Below are 18,406 nucleotides of genomic sequence, written 5' to 3'. Positions count from 1 at the left end.
CCGGAGCGCTGCGGTCGCGGGTCAGGCCCAGAGGTGGCTGCCCCACCGGGTCAGGATCAGCATGGCGATGATGCCGACGTGCGTGACCGGGAGCACCCAGGTGAACTCGCCGAGGAAGTTCTTGAGGGGGCGCGGGGCGGGCAGGAAGTCGTTACGGACGTTGAACGAGGTGACGTACCAGAACATGGTGATCGTGGCGACCCAGGCCAGCGAGCACCACAGGCACAGCGCGTTGATCTCGTACAGGGACTGGAACTGCAGCCAGGTGCAGAAGGCGACGCCGAAGAGGGTGCCGAAGTTGAAGGTCAGCCAGTACCAGCGGGGGAAGCGGGCGCGGGTCAGCAGGCTCATGCCGACGCAGATGACGATGCCGTAGCAGACCAGGCCGAGCATCGGGTTGGGGAAGCCGAAGACGGCGGCCTGCTTGCTCTCCATGACGCTGCCGCAGGAGACGACCGGGTTGATGCTGCACCCCGGGGTGAACGTCTTGCCCGCGGCCTTGGCTTCCAGCAGCTTGAACTTGTCGATCGTGATGACCCAGGCGGCGAGCAGTCCGGCCGCGCCGCTGATCACCAGCAGCAGGGCGAAGGCGCGGCTGCCGCCCACCGTGCGGGGTGCGTCGGCGGCACGCTCGGGCCCGGGCTCCGTGGAGACGTCTTTGACTGTCGTCTTGCTCATCACGCCGATTCCGTCACTTGAGAGTTGGACCATCTTCGGGCTGGGGTCATTGTGCCGTACGCGCGCGGGTGTTCACCGTTCGCTCCGCATAAGGGTGTACGTATGACCGGTGCCGTCTGTTCGGTTCCGGACAGCGCGCGCACCGCCTACGACAAGGGCGCCGGACGCCCCTCAGGGAGCAGCCGGCGCCCACGCGCGCGTGCGGCTAGCCGAGCCGCGACTCCAGCTCGGCGACGATCTCGTTCACACCGATCGCCGTCTGCTCGCCGGACTCCATGTCCTTGAGCTGGACGACGCCCTCGGCGAGGTCACGCTCACCGGCGACGATCGCGTAACGGGCCCCGCTGCGGTTGGCGTTCTTCATGGCGCCCTTCAGGCCCTTGCCGCCGTAGGAGAAGTCCGCGGCGACGCCGGCCTTGCGCAGCTCGGTGACCTTCGCGAACAGCACGCGGCGGGCCTCCTCGCCGAGCGGCACCGCGTAGATGCTGGTCGAGGACGGGATGTTCAGCTCCACGCCCTCGGCCTCCAGGGCGAGGATCGTGCGGTCGACGCCGAGCGCCCAGCCCACCGACGGCAGTTCGGGACCGCCGATCATCTCCGACAGGCCGTCGTAGCGGCCGCCGCCGCCCACCGCGGACTGCGAGCCCAGACCGTCGTGCACGAACTCGAAGGTGGTGCGGGTGTAGTAGTCCAGGCCTCGGACCAGCTTCGGGTCGTCCTCGAAGACCACGCCCGCCGCCGTGATCAGCTCGCGGACCTCCTCGTGGTACGCCTTGCAGGCGTCGCACAGGTAGTCGCGCAGCAGCGGCGCGCCGGTGAGCTGCTTCTGGACCGACTCGCGCTTGTCGTCGAGGACCCGGAGCGGGTTGATGTCGACACGCCGACGGGTGTCCTCGTCCAGGTCGAGCCCGCGCAGGAAGTCCTGGAGCGCTGCCCGGTACAGCGGCCGGCACTCCTTGTCGCCCAGGCTGTTCAGCAGGATGCGGAAGTTGCTGAGGCCCAGGGAGCGGTACGCCTGGTCGGCCAGGATGATCAGCTCGGCGTCCAGCGCCGGGTCCTCGGCGCCGATCGCTTCGGCGCCGACCTGGGAGAAGTGCCTGTAGCGGCCCTTCTGCGGGCGCTCGTAGCGGTACTGCGAGCCCGAGTACCAGACCTTGACCGGCAGGTTGCCCGTCTTGTGCAGGTTGGCCTCCAGGACCGCCCTCAGCACGGGAGCGGTCGTCTCCGGGCGCAGGGCCAGCCTGTCGCCGCCCTTGGTCTCGAAGACGTACATCTCCTTGGTGACGATGTCGGTGGACTCACCGACACCGCGTGCAAAGAGTTCGACGTTCTCGAAGCCGGGGGTTTCGATGTAGCCGTAGCCGGAATTGCGCAGCGGGGCCGCGATCGCCTCGCGGACCGCAAGGTACTTGGCGGAGTCCGGCGGAATCAGGTCGTACGTGCCCTTGGGGGCCTGAAAGGTACTCACGGAGGTCTCTCGTCACATTCCTCGTCGGGGAGCGTCGACATTCGCTCCCAGGCCGGCCGCCACCTGCCGCAGGTAGGGGTTGGTGGCGCGCTCCTGGCCGATGGTCGTCTGGGGGCCGTGGCCGGAGAGCACCACGGTGGAGTCCTCGAGCGGCAGGCACACACGGGCCAGCGAGTCGAGGATGTCCTCCATGGAGCCACCCGGCAGATCGGTGCGTCCGATGGAGCCGGCGAACAGCAGATCCCCGGAGAAGAAGACCGAAGGGATCTCCGCGGTCTCGGGCATCCGGAAGGTCACCGACCCCTTGGTATGGCCCGGTGCGTGCGCGACGGAGAACTCCAGCCCGGCCAGCTCGAGGCGGGCGCCGTCGGTCAGCTCCTTGACGTCGTCCGGCTCCCCCACGGTCAGCTCACCCATCAGCGGCATGCCGAGGGACCGGCCGAGCGCCTTCTCGGGGTCGCTCATCATGTACCGGTCCTCGGGGTGGATCCAGGCCGGTACGCCGTGTGCGCCGCACACGGGGACGACCGAGGCCACGTGGTCGATGTGGCCGTGGGTGAGGACGACGGCGACGGGCTTGAGCCGATGCTTCTTCAGCGCATCCTCGACGCCTTGGGCGGCCTGGTGGCCCGGGTCGATGATCACGCACTCCTCACCGGCGGCGGGGGCGACGAGATAACAGTTCGTCCCCCAGGCCCCGGCGGGGAACCCGGCAATGAGCACGATCGTCCTTCGTTGTGTCGATACGGGAGGGCTTGCGAGCGGTCAGCCTGTGGTCCAGAGCCTACCGGCGCTGCCGTTTCCTCAGCGAACCCATATACGGTACGGGGCTACAAGCGGCTGTCGGCTCACAGGACGCACGCGTACCGGTCGACACACGACACGCATGAGGAGAGAACCCGGTGGTCAGCCAGGAGCAGCGGCGGCGTCAGCTCGCCCGGGAGAAGTTCTTGCGGCAGCAGCAGCGGCGCACCAGCGCGCGGCGCAAGGCACGCATGCGCAACTCCGTGATCGCGTCGGTACTCGGCGTGGTCGTGATCGGTAGTGTCGCGCTGTACACGACCGGTGTGCTGAAGAACAGCGACGACAAGAAGACCAACGCGAGCTCCGAGACCACGCCCAGCGCGAGCCCCAGCAGCAAGGCGCCGGACCCGTGCGAGAAGCCGGCCGCGGGCTCGATCAAGAAGCAGAGCTGGAAGCAGGAGCCGGCGATGTCGATCGACACGTCGGCGAAGTACACGATGAAGCTCGCGACGACGTGCGGTGACATCGGCATCGCGCTGAAGACGTCGGCGGCCCCGCACACGGTGAACTCGTTCGACTTCCTCGCGGGCAAGGGCTTCTTCGACCACACCAAGTGCCACCGCCTGACCACGAACGGCATCTACGTGCTGCAGTGCGGCGACCCGACGGGCGTCGGCAGCGGCGGCCCGGGCTACACGATCCCGGACGAGAACCTGAAGGACTCGAGCCTGAAGGGCAACAAGTACCCGGCGGGCACGGTGGCGATGGCCAACACCGGCCAGAAGCACACCGGCGGCAGCCAGTTCTTCCTGGTCTACAAGGACAGTCCGTTGCCGCCCAGCTACACGCCGTTCGGCACGATCGACGCGGCGGGCCTGAAGGTGCTGGACAAGATCGCGGCCGCGGGCGAGAACACGGGCCAGGGTGACGGCGCCCCGAACGCGACGGTCGTGATCAACAAGGCGACGGTCACCAAGGCCTGACGTCGTAGCAACGCTCAGACGGCCAGCTGCGGAATTCGGTCGCGCTGGATGCGGACAGGCAACCCGCTGGTCGCCTATGTTGGCCGTGACGAAACTGTGGACGATGCCCGGGGGTGCTGAGGCCCCCCGCAGGCATCATGTGGAGGAGGCGCTGTGAGCAGCGACCCGTGGGGCCGCGTCGACGAGACGGGGACCGTGTACGTGCGTACGGCCGACGGCGAGCAGGTCGTCGGTTCCTGGGCGGCCGGCTCCCCTGAGGAGGCGCTTGCCTACTTCGAGCGCAAGTACGAGGGCCTGGTTGTCGAGATCGGCCTCCTCGAGAAGCGAGTACAGACCACCGACCTGTCGGCGAAGGACGCCCAGACCGCGATCGGCCACCTGCGCGAGCAGGTGGACGCGCACCACGCGGTCGGCGACCTGGAGGCGCTGCGGACCCGCCTCGACAAGCTCGTGGCGACGGTCGAGGCCCGGCGTGAGGAGCGCAAGGCGCAGCGTGCCAAGCAGTCCGACGAGGCCCGCAAGTCCAAGGAGGACTTGGTCACCGAGGCGGAGCAGCTGGCGCAGTCCGACCAGTGGCGTGCCGCCGGTGAGCGGCTGCGCGCCCTCGTGGACACCTGGAAGGGGCTGCCGCGTCTGGACCGCAAGTCCGACGACGAACTGTGGCACCGCTTCTCGCACGCCCGGTCGGCGTTCTCCAAGCGCCGCAAGGCGCACTTCGCGCAGCTCGACGCGCAGCGCGAGGAGGCCCGCAAGACCAAGGAGCGGCTGGTCGCCGAGGCCGAGACGCTGTCCGGCTCGGCGGACTGGGGTCCGACGGCGGCCCGCTACCGCGAGCTGATGGCGGAGTGGAAGGCCGCGGGCCGCGCCCAGCGCGAGCACGAGGACGACCTGTGGAACCGCTTCCGCGGCGCCCAGGACGTGTTCTTCGCCGCCCGCAGCTCGGTCTTCGCCGAGCGGGACGCCGAGCAGTCGGAGAACCTGAAGCTCAAGGAGGAGCTGGCCGAGGAGGCCGAGAAGCTCCTGCCGATCACGGACCTGAAGGGCGCCCGGGCCGCGTTCCGTTCGATCAACGAGCGCTGGGAGGCCATCGGCCACGTCCCGCGGGATGCGCGTCCGAAGGTCGAGGGCCGGATGCACACGGTCGAGCGGGCCATCCAGGAGGCCGAGGAGGCCGAGTGGCGCCGGACGAACCCGGAGGCACGCGCGCGTGCCGAGGGTCTGACCGGTCAGCTGCAGGCCGCCGTGGACAAGCTGAGGGCGCAGATCGAGCAGGCGCGTGCCCAGGGCAACAACGCCAAGGCCGACAAGCTGGAGCGGGAGCTGGAGGGCCGCCAGGCGCTCCTGGACCAGGCTCTGAAGGGTCTGCAGGAGTTCGGCGGCTGATCCCCGCCTCTCACGCGCAGAAGGGCCCCGTACGCTGCGTACGGGGCCCTTCTGCGTACCGGCGTGCCTACGACCGGCTGCGCGCCGAGGTCACACGGTAGACGTCGTACACGCCCTCCACGCCTCGTACGGCCTTCAGGACGTGGCCGAGGTGCTTCGGGTCGCCCATCTCGAAGGTGAAGCGGGAGGTGGCTACGCGGTCGCGGGAGGTCTGGACGGCCGCGGAGAGGATGTTGACGTGCTGGTCGGACAGGACGCGGGTGACGTCCGACAGCAGGCGGGAGCGGTCCAGGGCCTCGACCTGGATGGCGACCAGGAAGACCGAGGACTGGGTGGGCGCCCACTCGACGTCGAGAATGCGCTCCGGCTCGCGGGACAGTGACTCCACGTTGACACAGTCGTTGCGGTGAACCGATACACCGCTACCGCGCGTGACGAAGCCGATGATCGGGTCGCCGGGCACGGGCGTACAGCAGCGGGCCAGCTTGACCCACACGTCGTCGACGCCCTTGACCACGACACCGGGGTCGGCGCTGGAGCGGCGCTTGCGGCCGCGGGTGCGCGTCGGCGGGACGGCCTCGTCGATCTCCTCGGTGGCGGCCTCCTCGCCGCCGAGCGCGGAAACGAGCTTCTGTACGACGTGCTGCGCGGAGACATGCCCCTCGCCGATCGCCGCGTAGAGCGCGGAGATGTCCGGGTAGCGCATCTCGTGCGCGAGCGTGACGAGGGAGTCGCCGGTGAGGATGCGCTGGATCGGCAGGTTCTGCTTGCGCATGGCGCGGACGATGGCGTCCTTGCCCTGCTCGATCGCCTCGTCGCGGCGCTCCTTGGAGAACCAGGCCCGGATCTTGTTGCGGGCCCGCGGCGACTTGACGAACCCGAGCCAGTCGCGCGAGGGACCGGCGCCGGGCGCCTTGGAGGTGAAGACCTCCACCAGGTCGCCGTTGTCCAGGGTGGATTCGAGCGGTACGAGCCTGCCGTTGACCCGCGCTCCTATGGTGCGGTGGCCGACCTCGGTGTGGACGGCGTACGCGAAGTCGACGGGCGTGGCGCCGGCCGGGAGCGCGATGACGTCGCCCTTGGGCGTGAAGACGAAGACCTCGTTGCGGGACAGGTCGAAGCGCAGGGACTCCAGGAACTCGCCGGGATCCTCGGTCTCCTTCTGCCAGTCCAGCAGCTGGCGCAACCACGCCATGTCGTTGAGGTGGTCGTCCTTGCCCTTGCCCGCCTTGGGCACGTCCGTACGCACCTTGGAGGCGCCGGCGACGGCCTCCTGCTTGTACTTCCAGTGCGCGGCGATGCCGTACTCCGCGCGACGGTGCATGTCGAAGGTGCGGATCTGCAGTTCGACGGGCTTGCCGTTGGGGCCGATGACCGTCGTGTGCAGCGACTGGTACATGTTGAACTTGGGCATCGCGATGTAGTCCTTGAACCGGCCGGGAACCGGGTTCCATCGCGCGTGCACGGTGCCGAGGGCCGCGTAGCAGTCCCTGACGGTGTCGACAAGTACACGAATGCCCACCAGGTCGTAGATCTCCGCGAAATCGCGACCGCGGACGATCATCTTCTGGTAGACGCTGTAGTAGTGCTTCGGGCGCCCGGTGACGGTCGCCTTGATCCGAGCGGCGCGGAGGTCGGCCTGGACCTCGTCGGTCACTATGGCGAGGTACTCGTCCCGCTTGGGCGCCCGCTCGGCCACCAGCCGCACGATCTCGTCGTACATCTTGGGGTAGAGGATCGCGAACGCGAGGTCCTCCAGCTCCCACTTGATGGTGTTCATGCCCAGCCGGTGGGCCAGCGGGGCGTAGATCTCGAGCGTCTCCCGCGCCTTCTTTTCCTGCTTCTCGCGCTTGAGGTAGCGCATGGTGCGCATGTTGTGCAGGCGGTCGGCGAGCTTGATGACGAGGACGCGCGGGTCCTTCGCCATCGCCACGACCATCTTGCGCACGGTCTCGGCCTGCGCGGCCTCGCCGAACTTGACCTTGTCCAGCTTGGTGACGCCGTCCACGAGCAGGGCGACGACGTCTCCGAAGTCGCGGCGCAGATCGTCCAGGCCGTACTCGGTGTCCTCGACGGTGTCGTGCAGCAGCCCCGCCATGAGGGTGGCCGGATCCATGCCCAGCTCGGCGAGGATGGTGGTGACGGCGAGGGGATGCGTGATGTACGGATCGCCGCTCTTGCGCTTCTGGCCCCGGTGCCAGCGCTCGGCGACCTGGTACGCGCGCTCGATCTGCCTCAGCGTCGAGTTCTCGATCTTCGGATCGTTGCTGCGCACTATCCGCAGCAGCGGCTCCAGAACGGGGTTGTACGGGTTCGCGCGCTGGACGCCGAGGCGGGCCAGGCGGGCGCGGACGCGGTTGGAGGAGCCGCTGCGGGCGGGCTGGCCGGCGGCGGGGCGCACGGGCGACGGGGGTCCCGCCGCTCGAGCGGAGTCGAGCGTGGGGGACGGTTTGGGACGCGCGGCCTCGGCAGCCTTCTCGACGGGCGCGGACTGGGCGTGCTCGACCGTCCCGCGGGCGTCGTTCTTCGCGTGGGGCGCGTTCGGCGCGGGCTTGGCCGCGGGCGCCGAGGCGGGCTCGGGCTTGGCGGCGGTCAGTGGCTGGGCCTCGTCTGGCAAGAGGACTCCTCGTGCGCGATCCGGGTCCCCCGGTCAGGCTCCGGAGACCCCATGGTATCGATCCTGCGCCTAGTCATCGCCTTCAGGCAGATGTGAGGACCGTCTACCCCTGAAACACGAGGGGGTACCGGGGGATTCCGGGGGACGTCGCCGGGGTGTTCCGGGGGTGACTGCGAGGTGTCGGGCGGGGGGGGTGAGCGGAGGTTGGGCACGGGGCGCTGCCGGGGGGATCGGGCGCAATGGGCGGGCCCGAGGAGCCTCGGACGGGGGACCCCTGACGCCGGGGAGGTGCCCTGCAGGGGCGCGGACGCCGAGGAAGCGCCATGCAGGGGGCGCGGATGCCGAGGAAGCGGCCCTCGGCGGGGACTGACGCCGACGGCGGGGGTGCCCTGCGGCGGGGCGCGAAGGCCGAGGAAACGCCCCTCGACGGGCTGACGCCGATGGCCGAGGTGCCCTGCGGCCGGGCACGGACGCCGAGGAAACGCCCCTCGACGGGCTGACGCCGACGGCCGAGGCGCCCAGCAACCAGGCACGAACGCCGAGGAAACGCCCCTCAACGCGGACCCACACCCACAGCCGAGGCGCCCAGCAACCAGGCACGAACGCCGAGGAAACGCCCCTTCTGCGGGCTGACGCCGACGGCGGAGGTGCCCCACGGGGGCCACCGGTAGTGGGCGACGAAAGCCGCACGGGTGGTGCGGGTGGGAAACACAAAGCGGCCGAAGGCGAAGCCGAGGTTGCTCGGTACTTCGCCGACGGCCGCTACGCACTCAGATCTGGAGCAGCGCCTCCAGCGGTGCCCCGTTCAGGGCCGGCTCCAGGCGGGCTCGGCCGCCCAGGAAGCCCAGCTCCATGAGAACCGCGAGGCCCGAGACCTCGGCACCGGCCCGGTGGATGAGCTGGATCGCGGCCTCGGCGGTGCCACCCGTGGCGAGAACGTCGTCCACGATCAGCACACGGTCCCCGGAGGACAGATCCTCCGCGTGCACCTCGATCTCCGCCGAGCCGTACTCCAGGTCGTACGCCTGGCGCAGGGTCGCCCCGGGGAGCTTGCCCGCCTTGCGTACGGGGATGAAGCCGAGGCCCGCCCGGACCGCGACCGGCGCGCCGAGGATGAAGCCCCGGGCCTCCAGGCCGACGATCTTGGTCGCACCCGTGTTGGCGGCGATCTCGGCCAGCGCGTCGGTGAGGGCCGTGAAGGCTGCCGGGTCCGCCAGGAGCGGCGTGATGTCCTTGAACATCACGCCCGGCTCCGGGTAGTCGGCCACATCACGGATGCGGCTGAGCAGCAGTTCCTTGATGTCGGTCATCGGCGCTTCCCGGAGGCTCGGCCACGGCCCCGGCTGCGGGACGCGGGCTGGTTGCGCGGCCCCACCACGGCGGGAGCGGCGTCGTCCGGCTCGTCACCCTCGACGGACTGCCCGTCCACGAAGTCCTCCTCGACGGCCTGCGCGCGCTTGGCCAGGACCCGCTTCGTGAGCGCCTTCATCGCCGGCTCGCGCTCCTTGAGGTCGGCGACGAGCGGCGTGGCGATGAAGATCGAGGAGTACGCACCGGCCGCGAGGCCGACGAACAGCGACAGCGAGATGTCGTTCAGCGTGCCTGCGCCGAGGAAGCCGCCGCCGATGAACAGCAGGCCCGCCACCGGCAGCAGGGCGACCACGGTGGTGTTGATGGAGCGGACCAGCGTGCCGTTGATCGACCGGTTGGCGATGTCGCTGTACGTCCAGCGGGTCTGCTTGGTGATGTCCTTCGTCTGCTCCTTGAGGCTGTCGAAGACGACGACCGTGTCGTAGAGCGAGTAACCGAGGATCGTCAGCAGACCGATGACCGTACCGGGCGTGACCTCGAAGCCGACGAGGGCGTAGATACCCGTCGTGATGGTGATGTCGTGGATCAGCGCGACGAGGGCCGCGACGGCCATGCGCCACTCGAAGGCGATCGCCAGGTAGATCACCACGAGCACCATGAAGATCACCAGGCCCTCCCAGGCCTTGTTGGCGATCTGCTCACCCCAGCTCGGGCCGACCAGGTCGGCGGCGAGCTTCTCCGGGTTGAGGTTCAGGTCCTTGGCCAGCGTCTGCTTGATCTCGTCGGACTTGCCGGTGTCGATGCCGGCGATCTGGATGCGCAGGCTTCCGTTGCCGAGCTTCTGCACCACCGCCTCGTGGCCGGAGGCCTCCTTCGCGTACTCCTCCGCCTTCGCCACCGACGTGCTCATGCTCGTCGGCGTGGTGAAGACCGCTCCGCCCTGGAACTCGATGCCCATGTTCAGGCCGCGCACCGACAGGCCGAGGATGGCCGTGATGGTGATCAGGATGGAGATGCCGTACCAAATCTTGCGCTTGCCGACGAAGTCGTAGCTGATTTCGCCGCGGTGCAGTCGGGCGCCGAGGTTGCCGAGTTTCGACATCGCTCACGCTTCCTTCGGGTCGACAGGGCCGGCGGCAGGACCGGCGGGACGGCGGGTACGGCGCAGCGGCGGCTTGGCACCCAGACTCTTCGGGTCGAGTCCGGACCACTTGTGACCGTCCGCGAAGAACTTGCGGCGGGCGAGCAGCGTCATCAGCGGCTTGGTGAAGAAGAAGACGACGACCACGTCGAGCACGGTGGTCAGGCCGAGCGTGAACGCGAAGCCCTGCACCTTGCCGACGGTCACGACGAACAGCACGGCGGCGGCGAGGAACGACACGAAGTCGGAGACCAGGATCGTGCGCCGGGCGCGCGGCCAGGCCCGCTCGACGGCCGGACGCAGCGAGCGGCCCTCGCGGATCTCGTCCCGGATGCGTTCGAAGTACACGATGAACGAGTCCGCGGTGATACCGATGGCGACGATGGCACCGCAGACGGCCGGCAGGTTCAGCGCGAAGTGGATGGCCGGGCCGAGCAGCGACATGATCACGTAGGTGAGGATCGCGGAGACCAGCAGGGAGGCCATGGCCACCAGCGACAGACCGCGGTAGTAGGCGATCAGGTAGATCACTACCAGGGCGAGGCCGATCGCGCCGGCGATCAGACCGGCGTGCAGCTGCTCACCGCCGAGCGCGGCGGTCACCGTGGTGACGGTCTCTTCCTTGAACGACAGCGGCAGCGCACCGTAGGACAGCATGTTGGCGAGGCTCTGCGCCTCCTGCTGCGTGAAGCGGCCGGAGATCTCCGCCTGGCCACCGGTGATGGCGTTCTGCACGAACGGGCTGGAGACGACCTGGCCGTCCAGGACGATGCCGAACTCGTTCTGCGGCTGCTGGTTCTTGGCCAGCTGGCCGGTGATGTCCCCGAACTTCTTCGACCCGCTGGAGGTGAAGGTCATCTGGACCTGCCAGCCGGAGGCGCCCTGGGTGTCGAAGACCGCCTGGGCCTTCTTCACCTCGGTGCCGTCCACGGCGGCCGGGCCGAGCACGTACTTGTACCAGACCTTGTTGATCTCACCGCAGGCCACGGTGGCCTCGCCCGGCTTGGCGCTCGTGCCGGCCTTGGCGCGCTCGGCAGGCTTGGTGCAGTTCAGGGCGGCGTACTGCGCCTGAAGCTTGTTGGCCTGGGCGCTGCCGCCGGAGGGCGACGCGGACGGGCTCGGGGAGGACTTGGCGCTCGGGGAGGCGGAGGACGACGGCGTGGCGTCGGCCTTCAAGGCGTCGGTGACCGCGCGGCCCTGCGAGGTGGCGGTGGCCGTCGGAGACGCGGAGGAGGGCGAGGAAGCCTTCTGCTTGGAGGAGGCGCTGCTCGACGGGCTCGGCGAGCTGCTGCCGCTGGGAGAGGCGCTCGGCGAGGTGCCCGGCGACGCGGCGACGCTGGGCTCGCTGGCGAGGACCGGGCGGAAGTACAGCTTGGCGGTGGTGCCGACCTGCTGCTGGGCTTCCTTGGAGTTGGTGCCCTTGGGGATGTTCACGATGATGTGGTCGCTCCCCTGGGTCTGCACCTCCGCCTCGGAGACACCCAGGCCGTTGACACGGCGGTTCATGATGTCGACCGCGGTGTCCATGTTGGCCTTGTTGATCGCGGACCCCTGGTCGGCCTTCGCCTTGAGCGTGATGCTCGTACCACCGGCGAGGTCGATACCGAGACGCGGAGTGGTGTTTCCGGAGGCAAACATTCCCCCGGCGAGCGCCACGATGGCGATCAGGATGAGGGCCAGCGAGCGCCCTGGCTTGCTCTGGGCACTCGCGCTCCGGCCCTTCTTAGGTGCTGCCACCTTCTCGTACTCCCTCTCGGGCCGCCCCGCGCCCGGTCGGCGCGGTCGGCCATGACATGGTGTCGGGCTCGCGTGCGGGAAACAGACGCGCCCGGGGTGCGCGGGGCGCGATCAGGTCGCGCCACGCACCCCGGGACGTGACTACTTCGCGTCGGAGTCGCCGTCGGTCTTCTTCGGCTCTTCGTCCGCCTTGGCCTCGGCGGCCTCGGCCGCGTCGGCCTTGTCCTCGTCGGCGTCCTTCTTACCAAGATCGACGGCCTTGTCGTCGGAGGCGGCGGCAGCGGCGGCGGGCTCGTCGGTCTCGGTGAGGGAGGAGGCGTCGTCCGGGACGATGTCGGCATCGGACTTCAGGTCGTGCTCGATGCCGTGGACGATGCGGTTGTACTCCTCGTCGGTGAGGACGGCGCCGATCGCGTTCTTGGCGAAGAGAAGGTCGACGCCCGGTCCGGCGTCCAGGAGGACCGTGTCCTCGTTGACCTCCTTGACCGTCGCGTACATCCCCCCGATCGTGCGGACACCGGAGCCGGGCTGCATCTCGTTCCGCATGTTGGCAGCCTGCTGCTGCTTCTTCTTGGCCGAGCGCGTCATCAGGAACATGGCCGCGATGAGCACGATGAAGGGGAGAAGGGTAAAGGCATTCACGGGACGGAATTTCCTTCGCGCGACCGCGCGGTGAGCGGCCTGTTGGATGGGGGTTGGTCGGCGCCGCCCGCAAGAGCGGCATCGGCGGAGTCTAAGCGAGTCCGCGTGCATGGAACAACGCTCAGCATGGCACCTGGGTTCCTGCCCCGGCCAATGCCCTCGCCGTCACGAAGTCATCACGCCCCGAACAGGTCCTGTTGTCCGTTTCCCCCGGCTGACGTGCGAGGCGGGGTCAGACCGAGATGCGCCCATGCCGCGGGAGTGCCGACCCGGCCGCGTGGGGTGCGGGCGAGCAGGCCCTCCCGTACCAGGAACGGCTCGGCCACCTCCTCGACGGTCTCCCGCTCCTCCCCCACCGCGACAGCGAGCGTGGACAGCCCGACCGGGCCGCCGCCGAACAGCTTCAGCAGCGCCTCCAGCACGGCCCGGTCGAGGCGGTCGAGGCCGCGCGCGTCGACCTCGTAGACCGCGAGGGCGGCCGCGGCGATCTCGCGGGTGATGAAACCGTCCGCCTTGACCTGCGCGTAGTCACGCACGCGGCGCAGCAGCCGGTTGGCGATCCGGGGCGTACCGCGGGAGCGGCCGGCGATCTCGGCGGCGCCGTCCGGCTCGATCTCCACGTCGAGGAGGCTCGCCGAGCGGTGCACGACCCGCTCCAGCTCGGCGGGCTCGTAGAACTCCATGTGTCCGGTGAAGCCGAAGCGGTCGCGCAGCGGGGGCGGCAGCAGGCCCGCGCGCGTGGTGGCGCCGACCAGGGTGAACGGGGGCAGCTCCAGGGGGATGGCGGTGGCGCCGGGGCCCTTGCCGACGATCACGTCGACGCGGAAGTCCTCCATGGCCATGTACAGCATCTCCTCGGCGGGCCGGGACATGCGGTGGATCTCGTCCAGGAAGAGGACCTCTCCCTCCTGGAGGGAGGAGAGGATCGCGGCGAGGTCGCCGGCGTGCTGGATGGCGGGGCCGGAGGTGATGCGGATGGGGGCGCCCATCTCGGCGGCGATGATCATCGACAGGGTGGTCTTGCCGAGGCCGGGCGCGCCGGAGAGCAGCACGTGGTCGGCGGTCGCGCCCCGCGCGCGTGCGGCACGCAGGACGAGGTCGAGCTGTTCGCGGACCTTCTCCTGGCCGATGAACTCGCCGAGGTCCTTGGGGCGCAGGGCGGCTTCGACGGCCTGGTCCTCCCCGTCGGCGACAGAGCCCACCAGCCGCTCCGCGGCGGGGCCGACGAGCCGCTCCTCGGTGGAGGTGTCGTCCGTCTCGTCCCAGTTCACTCAAGATCTCCTAGCGGGCGGCGCAGGTCAGCGGGCTCGGTTCAGGGTCTGCAGGGCGGCCTTCAGCAGCTGGCCCACCTGGGGCGTGCCGCCCGCGGCCTCGGCCTGCGGGACGACCGCTGCGACGGCCTCGTCGGCCTCGCGGGTGGCGTAGCCGAGGCCGATGAGGGCCGCGTGCAGCTGGTCGCGCCAGCCCTGGGTCACCGGGGCGCCGACCGCGGGGGCGGCGCCGGTGGGGGCGCCGAGCCGGTCCTTCAGCTCCAGCAGCAGCTTCTGCGCGCCCTTCTTGCCGATGCCGGGGACGGCGGTGAGGGCCTTCTCGTCACCGGTGGCGACGGCACGGCGCAGCGCGTCCGGGGTGTGTACGGCGAGCATCGCCTGGGCCAGGCGCGGGCCGACGCCGCTCGCGGTCTGCAGCAGCACGAAGACCTGGCGCTCGTCGTCGTCGGCGAAGCCGTACAGGGTCAGCGAGTCCTCGCGTACGACCAGGGAGGTGTGCAGCTTGGCGGACTGGCCGACGCGAAGCGTCGACAGTGTGTTCGGCGTGCACTGGACGGCCATGCCGACGCCGCCGACCTCGACGACGGCTGCGTCGGGGGCGAGGGCGGCGACCGGGCCGCTGACGAAGGCGATCATGCCGTACGGCCTTTCGTTGCGTTGACGGTGTGCAGGGCGACGGCCTGCTGGAGCCGGTTCTGGGCGGGTGCGCGCCAGATGTGGCAGATGGCGAGCGCGAGGGCGTCGGCGGCGTCGGCGGGCTTGGGCGGCGCGGCGAGCCGGAGCAGCCGGGTGACCATGGCGCCGACCTGGGCCTTGTCCGCGCGGCCGTTGCCGGTGACGGCGGCCTTGACCTCGCTGGGGGTGTGCAGGGCGACCGGGATGCCGCGCCGGGCGGCGCACAGCATCGCGACGGCGCTGACCTGGGCGGTGCCCATCACCGTGCGCACGTTGTGCTGGCTGAAGACGCGTTCCACGGCGACGATCTCGGGCCGGTGCTCGTCCAGCCACTCCTCGATGCCCTCCTCGGCGGCGAGCAGGCGCAGGCTCAGGTCGGCGTCCACGGGTGTCCGTACGACACCGACGCCGAGCATGGTGAGCGGCCGGCCCGCGACCCCCTCGACGACGCCGACACCACACCGCGTCAGTCCGGGGTCCACCCCCAGTACGCGCACGCGCGCCCCCTCCCTTCGACCACCTGTTTGTGCAGGCTATCGGGTGCCACTGACAAAGCGACGGGCCGACGGGTGTGTCCCGTCGGCCCGTCGGACGCCACGCGCCCACATTCGCCCTGACTTCGTCGCTCACGTCATTGCGATCCTCGCCCGGCCATGCGGTCGGGCGCCACGTGGGTCGTCAGTCGATGGACGCCATGATCTCGTCGGCCACGTCGAAGTTGGCGAAGACGTTCTGCACGTCGTCGCTGTCCTCGAGCGCGTCGATCAGCTTGAAGATCTTCTTGGCGCCCTCCTCGTCCAGCTCGACCTGGACGGACGGCACGAAGCTGGAGTCGGCGGAGTCGTAGTCGATGCCGGCTTCCTGGAGGGCGGTGCGGACCGCGACCAGGTCGGTGGCCTCGCTGATCACCTCGAAGGACTCGCCGAGGTCGTTGACCTCCTCGGCACCCGCGTCCAGCACGGCACCGAGGACGTCGTCCTCGGTCAGCTCGCCCTTGGGGACGATGATGACGCCCTTGCGGCTGAACATGTAGGACACGGAGCCCGGGTCGGCCATGTTGCCGCCGTTGCGGGTCATGGCGACGCGGACGTCGGAGGCGGCGCGGTTGCGGTTGTCGGTGAGGCACTCGATGAGCACCGCGACGCCGTTCGGACCGTAACCCTCGTACATGATCGTCTCGTAGTCGGCGCCACCGGCTTCGAGACCACCGCCGCGCTTGATCGCGGAATCGATGTTCTTGTTCGGAACCGACTGCTTCTTCGCCTTCTGTACGGCGTCGTAGAGCGTCGGGTTTCCTTCGAGGTCGACACCGCCCATACGCGCAGCGACCTCGATGTTCTTGATCAGCTTCGCGAAGAGCTTGCCGCGCTTGGCGTCGATCACGGCCTTCTTGTGCTTCGTCGTGGCCCATTTAGAGTGGCCGGACATCTGCCTGTCTCCTTCGCGTAACCCATCTCTATAACGAACGCCAGAGATCCTACTAGGACTCCGTCGCCCGGTTCGCGTGCACCATGTCGACGAACAGGGAGTGCACACGGTGGTCGCCGGTCAGTTCCGGGTGGAACGACGTGGCGAGCGCGTTGCCCTGGCGGACCGCGACGATGTGACCGTCGTGCTCGGCGAGCACCTCGGTCTCGGCGCCGACGGACTCGACCCACGGGGCGCGGATGAAGACGCCCTCTACAGGATCGCCCGCGACTCCCTTGACGTCGACCGCCGCCTCGAAGGACTCGTTCTGCCGTCCGAAGGCGTTGCGGCGCACGATCATGTCGATGCCGCCGATGGTCTCCTGGCCCGAGCGCGGGTCGAGGATCTTGTCGGCGAGCATGATCATGCCGGCGCAGGTGCCGTAGACGGGCATGCCCGCCCGCACGCGCGCGCGGAGGGGTTCCATCACTCCGAAGAGGACGGCCAGCTTGGAGATGGTGGTGGACTCGCCGCCGGGCAGGACGAGGCCGTCGACCTCGGCGAGTTCCTCGGGGCGCCGCACCGGCCTGGCCACGGCGTCGGCCGCGGCCAGGGCGATGAGGTGCTCCCGTACGTCGCCCTGGAGGGCCAGGACGCCTATGACCGGGGTGTTCATGTGTTCCGGTGCCTTACCAGCCGCGGTTCGCGTAGCGCTCGGCCTCGGGGAGGGTGTCGCAGTTGATGCCGACCATGGCCTCGCCGAGGTTGCGGGACGCATCGGCGATGATCTTCGGGTCGTCGTAGAAGGTGGTGGCCTTCACGATGGCGGCGGCGCGCTTGGCCGGGTCGCCGGACTTGAAGATGCCGGAGCCCACGAAGACGCCCTCGGCGCCGAGCTGGCGCATCAGGGCCGCGTCGGCCGGGGTGGCGACGCCACCGGCGGAGAAGAGGACCACCGGGAGCTTGCCCAGCTCGGCGACTTCCTTCACCAGCTCGTACGGGGCGCGCAGCTCCTTGGCGGCGGCGTACAGCTCGTTGTTGTCGTAGCCGCGCAGGCGGGCGATCTCGTTCTTGATCTGGCGCAGGTGACGGACGGCCTCGACGACGTTGCCGGTGCCGGCCTCGCCCTTGGAGCGGATCATGGCCGCGCCCTCGGCGATGCGGCGCAGGGCCTCGCCCAGGTTGGTGGCACCGCAGACGAAGGGGGTGGTGAAGGCCCACTTGTCGGAGTGGTTGACCTCGTCGGCCGGGGTGAGGACCTCGGACTCGTCGATGTAGTCCACGCCGAGGGACTGCAGGACCTGGGCCTCGACGAAGTGGCCGATGCGCGACTTCGCCATGACCGGGATGGAGACGGCGTTGATGATGCCCTCGATCATGTCCGGGTCGGACATGCGGGCCACGCCGCCGTCCTTGCGGATGTCGGCCGGGACCCGCTCCAGGGCCATGACCGCGACGGCGCCCGCGTCCTCGGCGATCTTCGCCTGCTCCGGCGTGACGACGTCCATGATCACGCCGCCCTTGAGCTGCTCGGCCATACCGCGCTTCACGCGGGCGGTGCCGGTCTCGGGAGCCTGGTTCTCAATGGTGGACACGGGTGACCTCACTGAAGGGAAAGAGGGTTTTCTGCTCCCCAGAGGAAACGGGAGCGGACCAGGCCACAGCAAGGGCCAATGGCGAGCCGGTGGATCCTTTTGGCCCGCCGAAGGTTCAGGAGGCCCGCTCCACCAGGGCCGCGGGCGGCTCGTCGTCCATCTCGAAGGCCAGTGGGAACGGGGCATGGCCGGCCAGCCGGAACCAGCGCACCTTGCGGTGCTCCCGGAGCCTGCGGGCGGCTCCTACGGCGTCGTTGTGGAAGCGGCGGGCCATCGGCACCCGGCGGACCGCCTCGGCCAGCTCACGGGCCGCCTCCTCGCCGCCCGGGGCCTCCCGGACGGCCTCGACCTGCTGTGGGGCCTCGAAGACCGCCCGCAGGGCCTGGCTCAGCTCGCTCTCCGCCACCTCCCGCTGCTCCTCCTCGGCCTGCCGGGCGGCGTGCGCGGCCTCGTAGAGCACGATCGAGGCGGCCGGATCCAGCACGCCCGAGGTCGCCAGTTCCTGTGTCACGGAGGCCCGCCGCAGCAGCTGTGCGTCGAGTGCGGCCCGCGCCGCGTCCATCCGCACATGCAGCCGGTCCAGCCGTCCGGCCGTCCAGCTCAGGTACAGGCCGATGGCGACGAGCGCGACAAGGATCCAGATGAGGGTTGCGGTCACGGGCGAAGGCTATCGGGGCGCAGCATCCGGGCCCGAAGCCGCGGGGTCCGCGGTGCGGGTCAGTGCCGCGCCAGCCCAAACCGCGCCCCAGACCCG

17 protein-coding genes are annotated in these 18,406 nt (G+C 69.7%); 2 read left to right on the top strand and 15 right to left on the bottom strand.

Features of this window, described 5'->3' with window-relative positions; translation table 11 throughout:
• Window positions 1-21 precede the first annotated feature (21 nt).
• The 3 genes from AQI88_RS12750 to AQI88_RS12740 form a co-directional block, all read right to left on the bottom strand.
• On the bottom strand, window positions 22-678 hold the full coding sequence (locus AQI88_RS12750; RefSeq protein ID WP_066996804.1) for a vitamin K epoxide reductase family protein: 657 nt from the start codon (window positions 676-678) through the stop codon (window positions 22-24).
• Window positions 679-883: 205 nt separating this feature from the next.
• Window positions 884-2,146, bottom strand: coding sequence for a histidine--tRNA ligase (hisS, locus tag AQI88_RS12745; protein ID WP_066996801.1), 1,263 nt, complete (start codon window positions 2,144-2,146; stop codon window positions 884-886).
• A gap of 12 nt (window positions 2,147-2,158) precedes the next feature.
• On the bottom strand, window positions 2,159-2,869 hold the full coding sequence (locus tag AQI88_RS12740; protein WP_066996798.1) for an MBL fold metallo-hydrolase: 711 nt from the start codon (window positions 2,867-2,869) through the stop codon (window positions 2,159-2,161).
• A gap of 179 nt (window positions 2,870-3,048) precedes the next feature.
• Between AQI88_RS12740 and AQI88_RS12735 the strand changes: the two genes are divergently transcribed.
• Both AQI88_RS12735 and AQI88_RS12730 read left to right on the top strand, forming a co-directional pair.
• A complete protein-coding gene (locus AQI88_RS12735; RefSeq protein ID WP_066996796.1) occupies window positions 3,049-3,873 on the top strand; it encodes a peptidylprolyl isomerase in 825 nt (274 codons plus the stop codon).
• Between the two features lie 153 nt (window positions 3,874-4,026).
• Window positions 4,027-5,256 carry a DUF349 domain-containing protein gene (locus tag AQI88_RS12730; RefSeq protein WP_066996793.1) on the top strand — a complete coding sequence of 410 codons (1,230 nt, stop codon included), beginning with the start codon at window positions 4,027-4,029 and terminating at the stop codon, window positions 5,254-5,256.
• 67 nt (window positions 5,257-5,323) lie between these two features.
• On the opposite strand, the gene AQI88_RS12725 is transcribed toward AQI88_RS12730, so the two are convergent.
• The 12 genes from AQI88_RS12725 to AQI88_RS12670 all read right to left on the bottom strand — a co-directional run bounded on the left by AQI88_RS12725 (window position 5,324) and on the right by AQI88_RS12670 (window position 18,310).
• Window positions 5,324-7,873 (bottom strand): RelA/SpoT family protein, encoded by a 2,550-nt coding sequence (locus AQI88_RS12725; protein WP_066996790.1) that lies wholly within the window; start codon window positions 7,871-7,873, stop codon window positions 5,324-5,326.
• A gap of 770 nt (window positions 7,874-8,643) precedes the next feature.
• Window positions 8,644-9,183 (bottom strand): adenine phosphoribosyltransferase, encoded by a 540-nt coding sequence (locus AQI88_RS12720; RefSeq protein ID WP_066996787.1) that lies wholly within the window; start codon window positions 9,181-9,183, stop codon window positions 8,644-8,646.
• Window positions 9,180-10,286: a protein translocase subunit SecF gene (gene secF / locus AQI88_RS12715; RefSeq protein ID WP_066996784.1), complete on the bottom strand. Its 1,107-nt coding sequence runs from the start codon at window positions 10,284-10,286 to the stop codon at window positions 9,180-9,182. Before secF ends, AQI88_RS12720 begins: the two co-directional genes overlap by 4 nt.
• 3 nt (window positions 10,287-10,289) lie before the next feature.
• On the bottom strand, window positions 10,290-12,062 hold the full coding sequence (gene secD / locus AQI88_RS12710) for a protein translocase subunit SecD (RefSeq protein ID WP_208615769.1): 1,773 nt from the start codon (window positions 12,060-12,062) through the stop codon (window positions 10,290-10,292).
• Window positions 12,063-12,203: 141 nt separating this feature from the next.
• Window positions 12,204-12,704 carry a preprotein translocase subunit YajC gene (gene yajC, locus AQI88_RS12705; RefSeq protein ID WP_066996780.1) on the bottom strand — a complete coding sequence of 167 codons (501 nt, stop codon included), beginning with the start codon at window positions 12,702-12,704 and terminating at the stop codon, window positions 12,204-12,206.
• 176 nt (window positions 12,705-12,880) lie between these two features.
• The gene (gene ruvB, locus AQI88_RS12700) at window positions 12,881-13,975 is read right to left on the bottom strand and encodes a Holliday junction branch migration DNA helicase RuvB (protein ID WP_066996777.1); all 1,095 of its coding nucleotides are present in this window, start codon (window positions 13,973-13,975) and stop codon (window positions 12,881-12,883) included.
• Between the two features lie 27 nt (window positions 13,976-14,002).
• Window positions 14,003-14,611: a Holliday junction branch migration protein RuvA gene (ruvA, locus tag AQI88_RS12695; protein WP_066996774.1), complete on the bottom strand. Its 609-nt coding sequence runs from the start codon at window positions 14,609-14,611 to the stop codon at window positions 14,003-14,005.
• Entirely contained in the window at window positions 14,608-15,147 is a 540-nt protein-coding gene (gene ruvC, locus AQI88_RS12690) for a crossover junction endodeoxyribonuclease RuvC (protein WP_066996772.1), read from the bottom strand. Before ruvC ends, ruvA begins: the two co-directional genes overlap by 4 nt.
• A gap of 181 nt (window positions 15,148-15,328) precedes the next feature.
• Window positions 15,329-16,078 carry a YebC/PmpR family DNA-binding transcriptional regulator gene (locus AQI88_RS12685; protein WP_066996769.1) on the bottom strand — a complete coding sequence of 250 codons (750 nt, stop codon included), beginning with the start codon at window positions 16,076-16,078 and terminating at the stop codon, window positions 15,329-15,331.
• Window positions 16,079-16,130: 52 nt separating this feature from the next.
• Entirely contained in the window at window positions 16,131-16,733 is a 603-nt protein-coding gene (gene pdxT / locus AQI88_RS12680) for a pyridoxal 5'-phosphate synthase glutaminase subunit PdxT (RefSeq protein ID WP_066996766.1), read from the bottom strand.
• A gap of 13 nt (window positions 16,734-16,746) precedes the next feature.
• Entirely contained in the window at window positions 16,747-17,652 is a 906-nt protein-coding gene (gene pdxS, locus AQI88_RS12675) for a pyridoxal 5'-phosphate synthase lyase subunit PdxS (RefSeq protein ID WP_066996762.1), read from the bottom strand.
• 115 nt (window positions 17,653-17,767) lie between these two features.
• Complete coding sequence (locus tag AQI88_RS12670) at window positions 17,768-18,310, bottom strand: LemA family protein (protein WP_066996759.1); 543 nt, start codon at window positions 18,308-18,310, stop codon at window positions 17,768-17,770.
• Window positions 18,311-18,406: the final 96 nt, after the last annotated feature.

Origin of the sequence: Streptomyces cellostaticus (assembly GCF_001513965.1) — a bacterium.
GTDB lineage: Bacteria > Actinomycetota > Actinomycetes > Streptomycetales > Streptomycetaceae > Streptomyces > Streptomyces cellostaticus.
The sequence above is the reverse complement of the archived record's forward strand: the minus strand, read 5'-3'. Positions and strand labels throughout refer to the sequence as shown.

Coding starts and splice junctions, on each gene's coding strand:
- AQI88_RS12750 (WP_066996804.1), bottom strand. CDS start 678: ATGAGCAAGACGACAGTCAAAGACGTCTCCACGGAGCCCGGGCCCGAG.
- AQI88_RS12720 (WP_066996787.1), bottom strand. CDS start 9,183: ATGACCGACATCAAGGAACTGCTGCTCAGCCGCATCCGTGATGTGGCC.
- secF (WP_066996784.1), bottom strand. CDS start 10,286: ATGTCGAAACTCGGCAACCTCGGCGCCCGACTGCACCGCGGCGAAATC.
- ruvA (WP_066996774.1), bottom strand. CDS start 14,611: ATGATCGCCTTCGTCAGCGGCCCGGTCGCCGCCCTCGCCCCCGACGCA.
- AQI88_RS12685 (WP_066996769.1), bottom strand. CDS start 16,078: ATGTCCGGCCACTCTAAATGGGCCACGACGAAGCACAAGAAGGCCGTG.
- pdxT (WP_066996766.1), bottom strand. CDS start 16,733: ATGAACACCCCGGTCATAGGCGTCCTGGCCCTCCAGGGCGACGTACGG.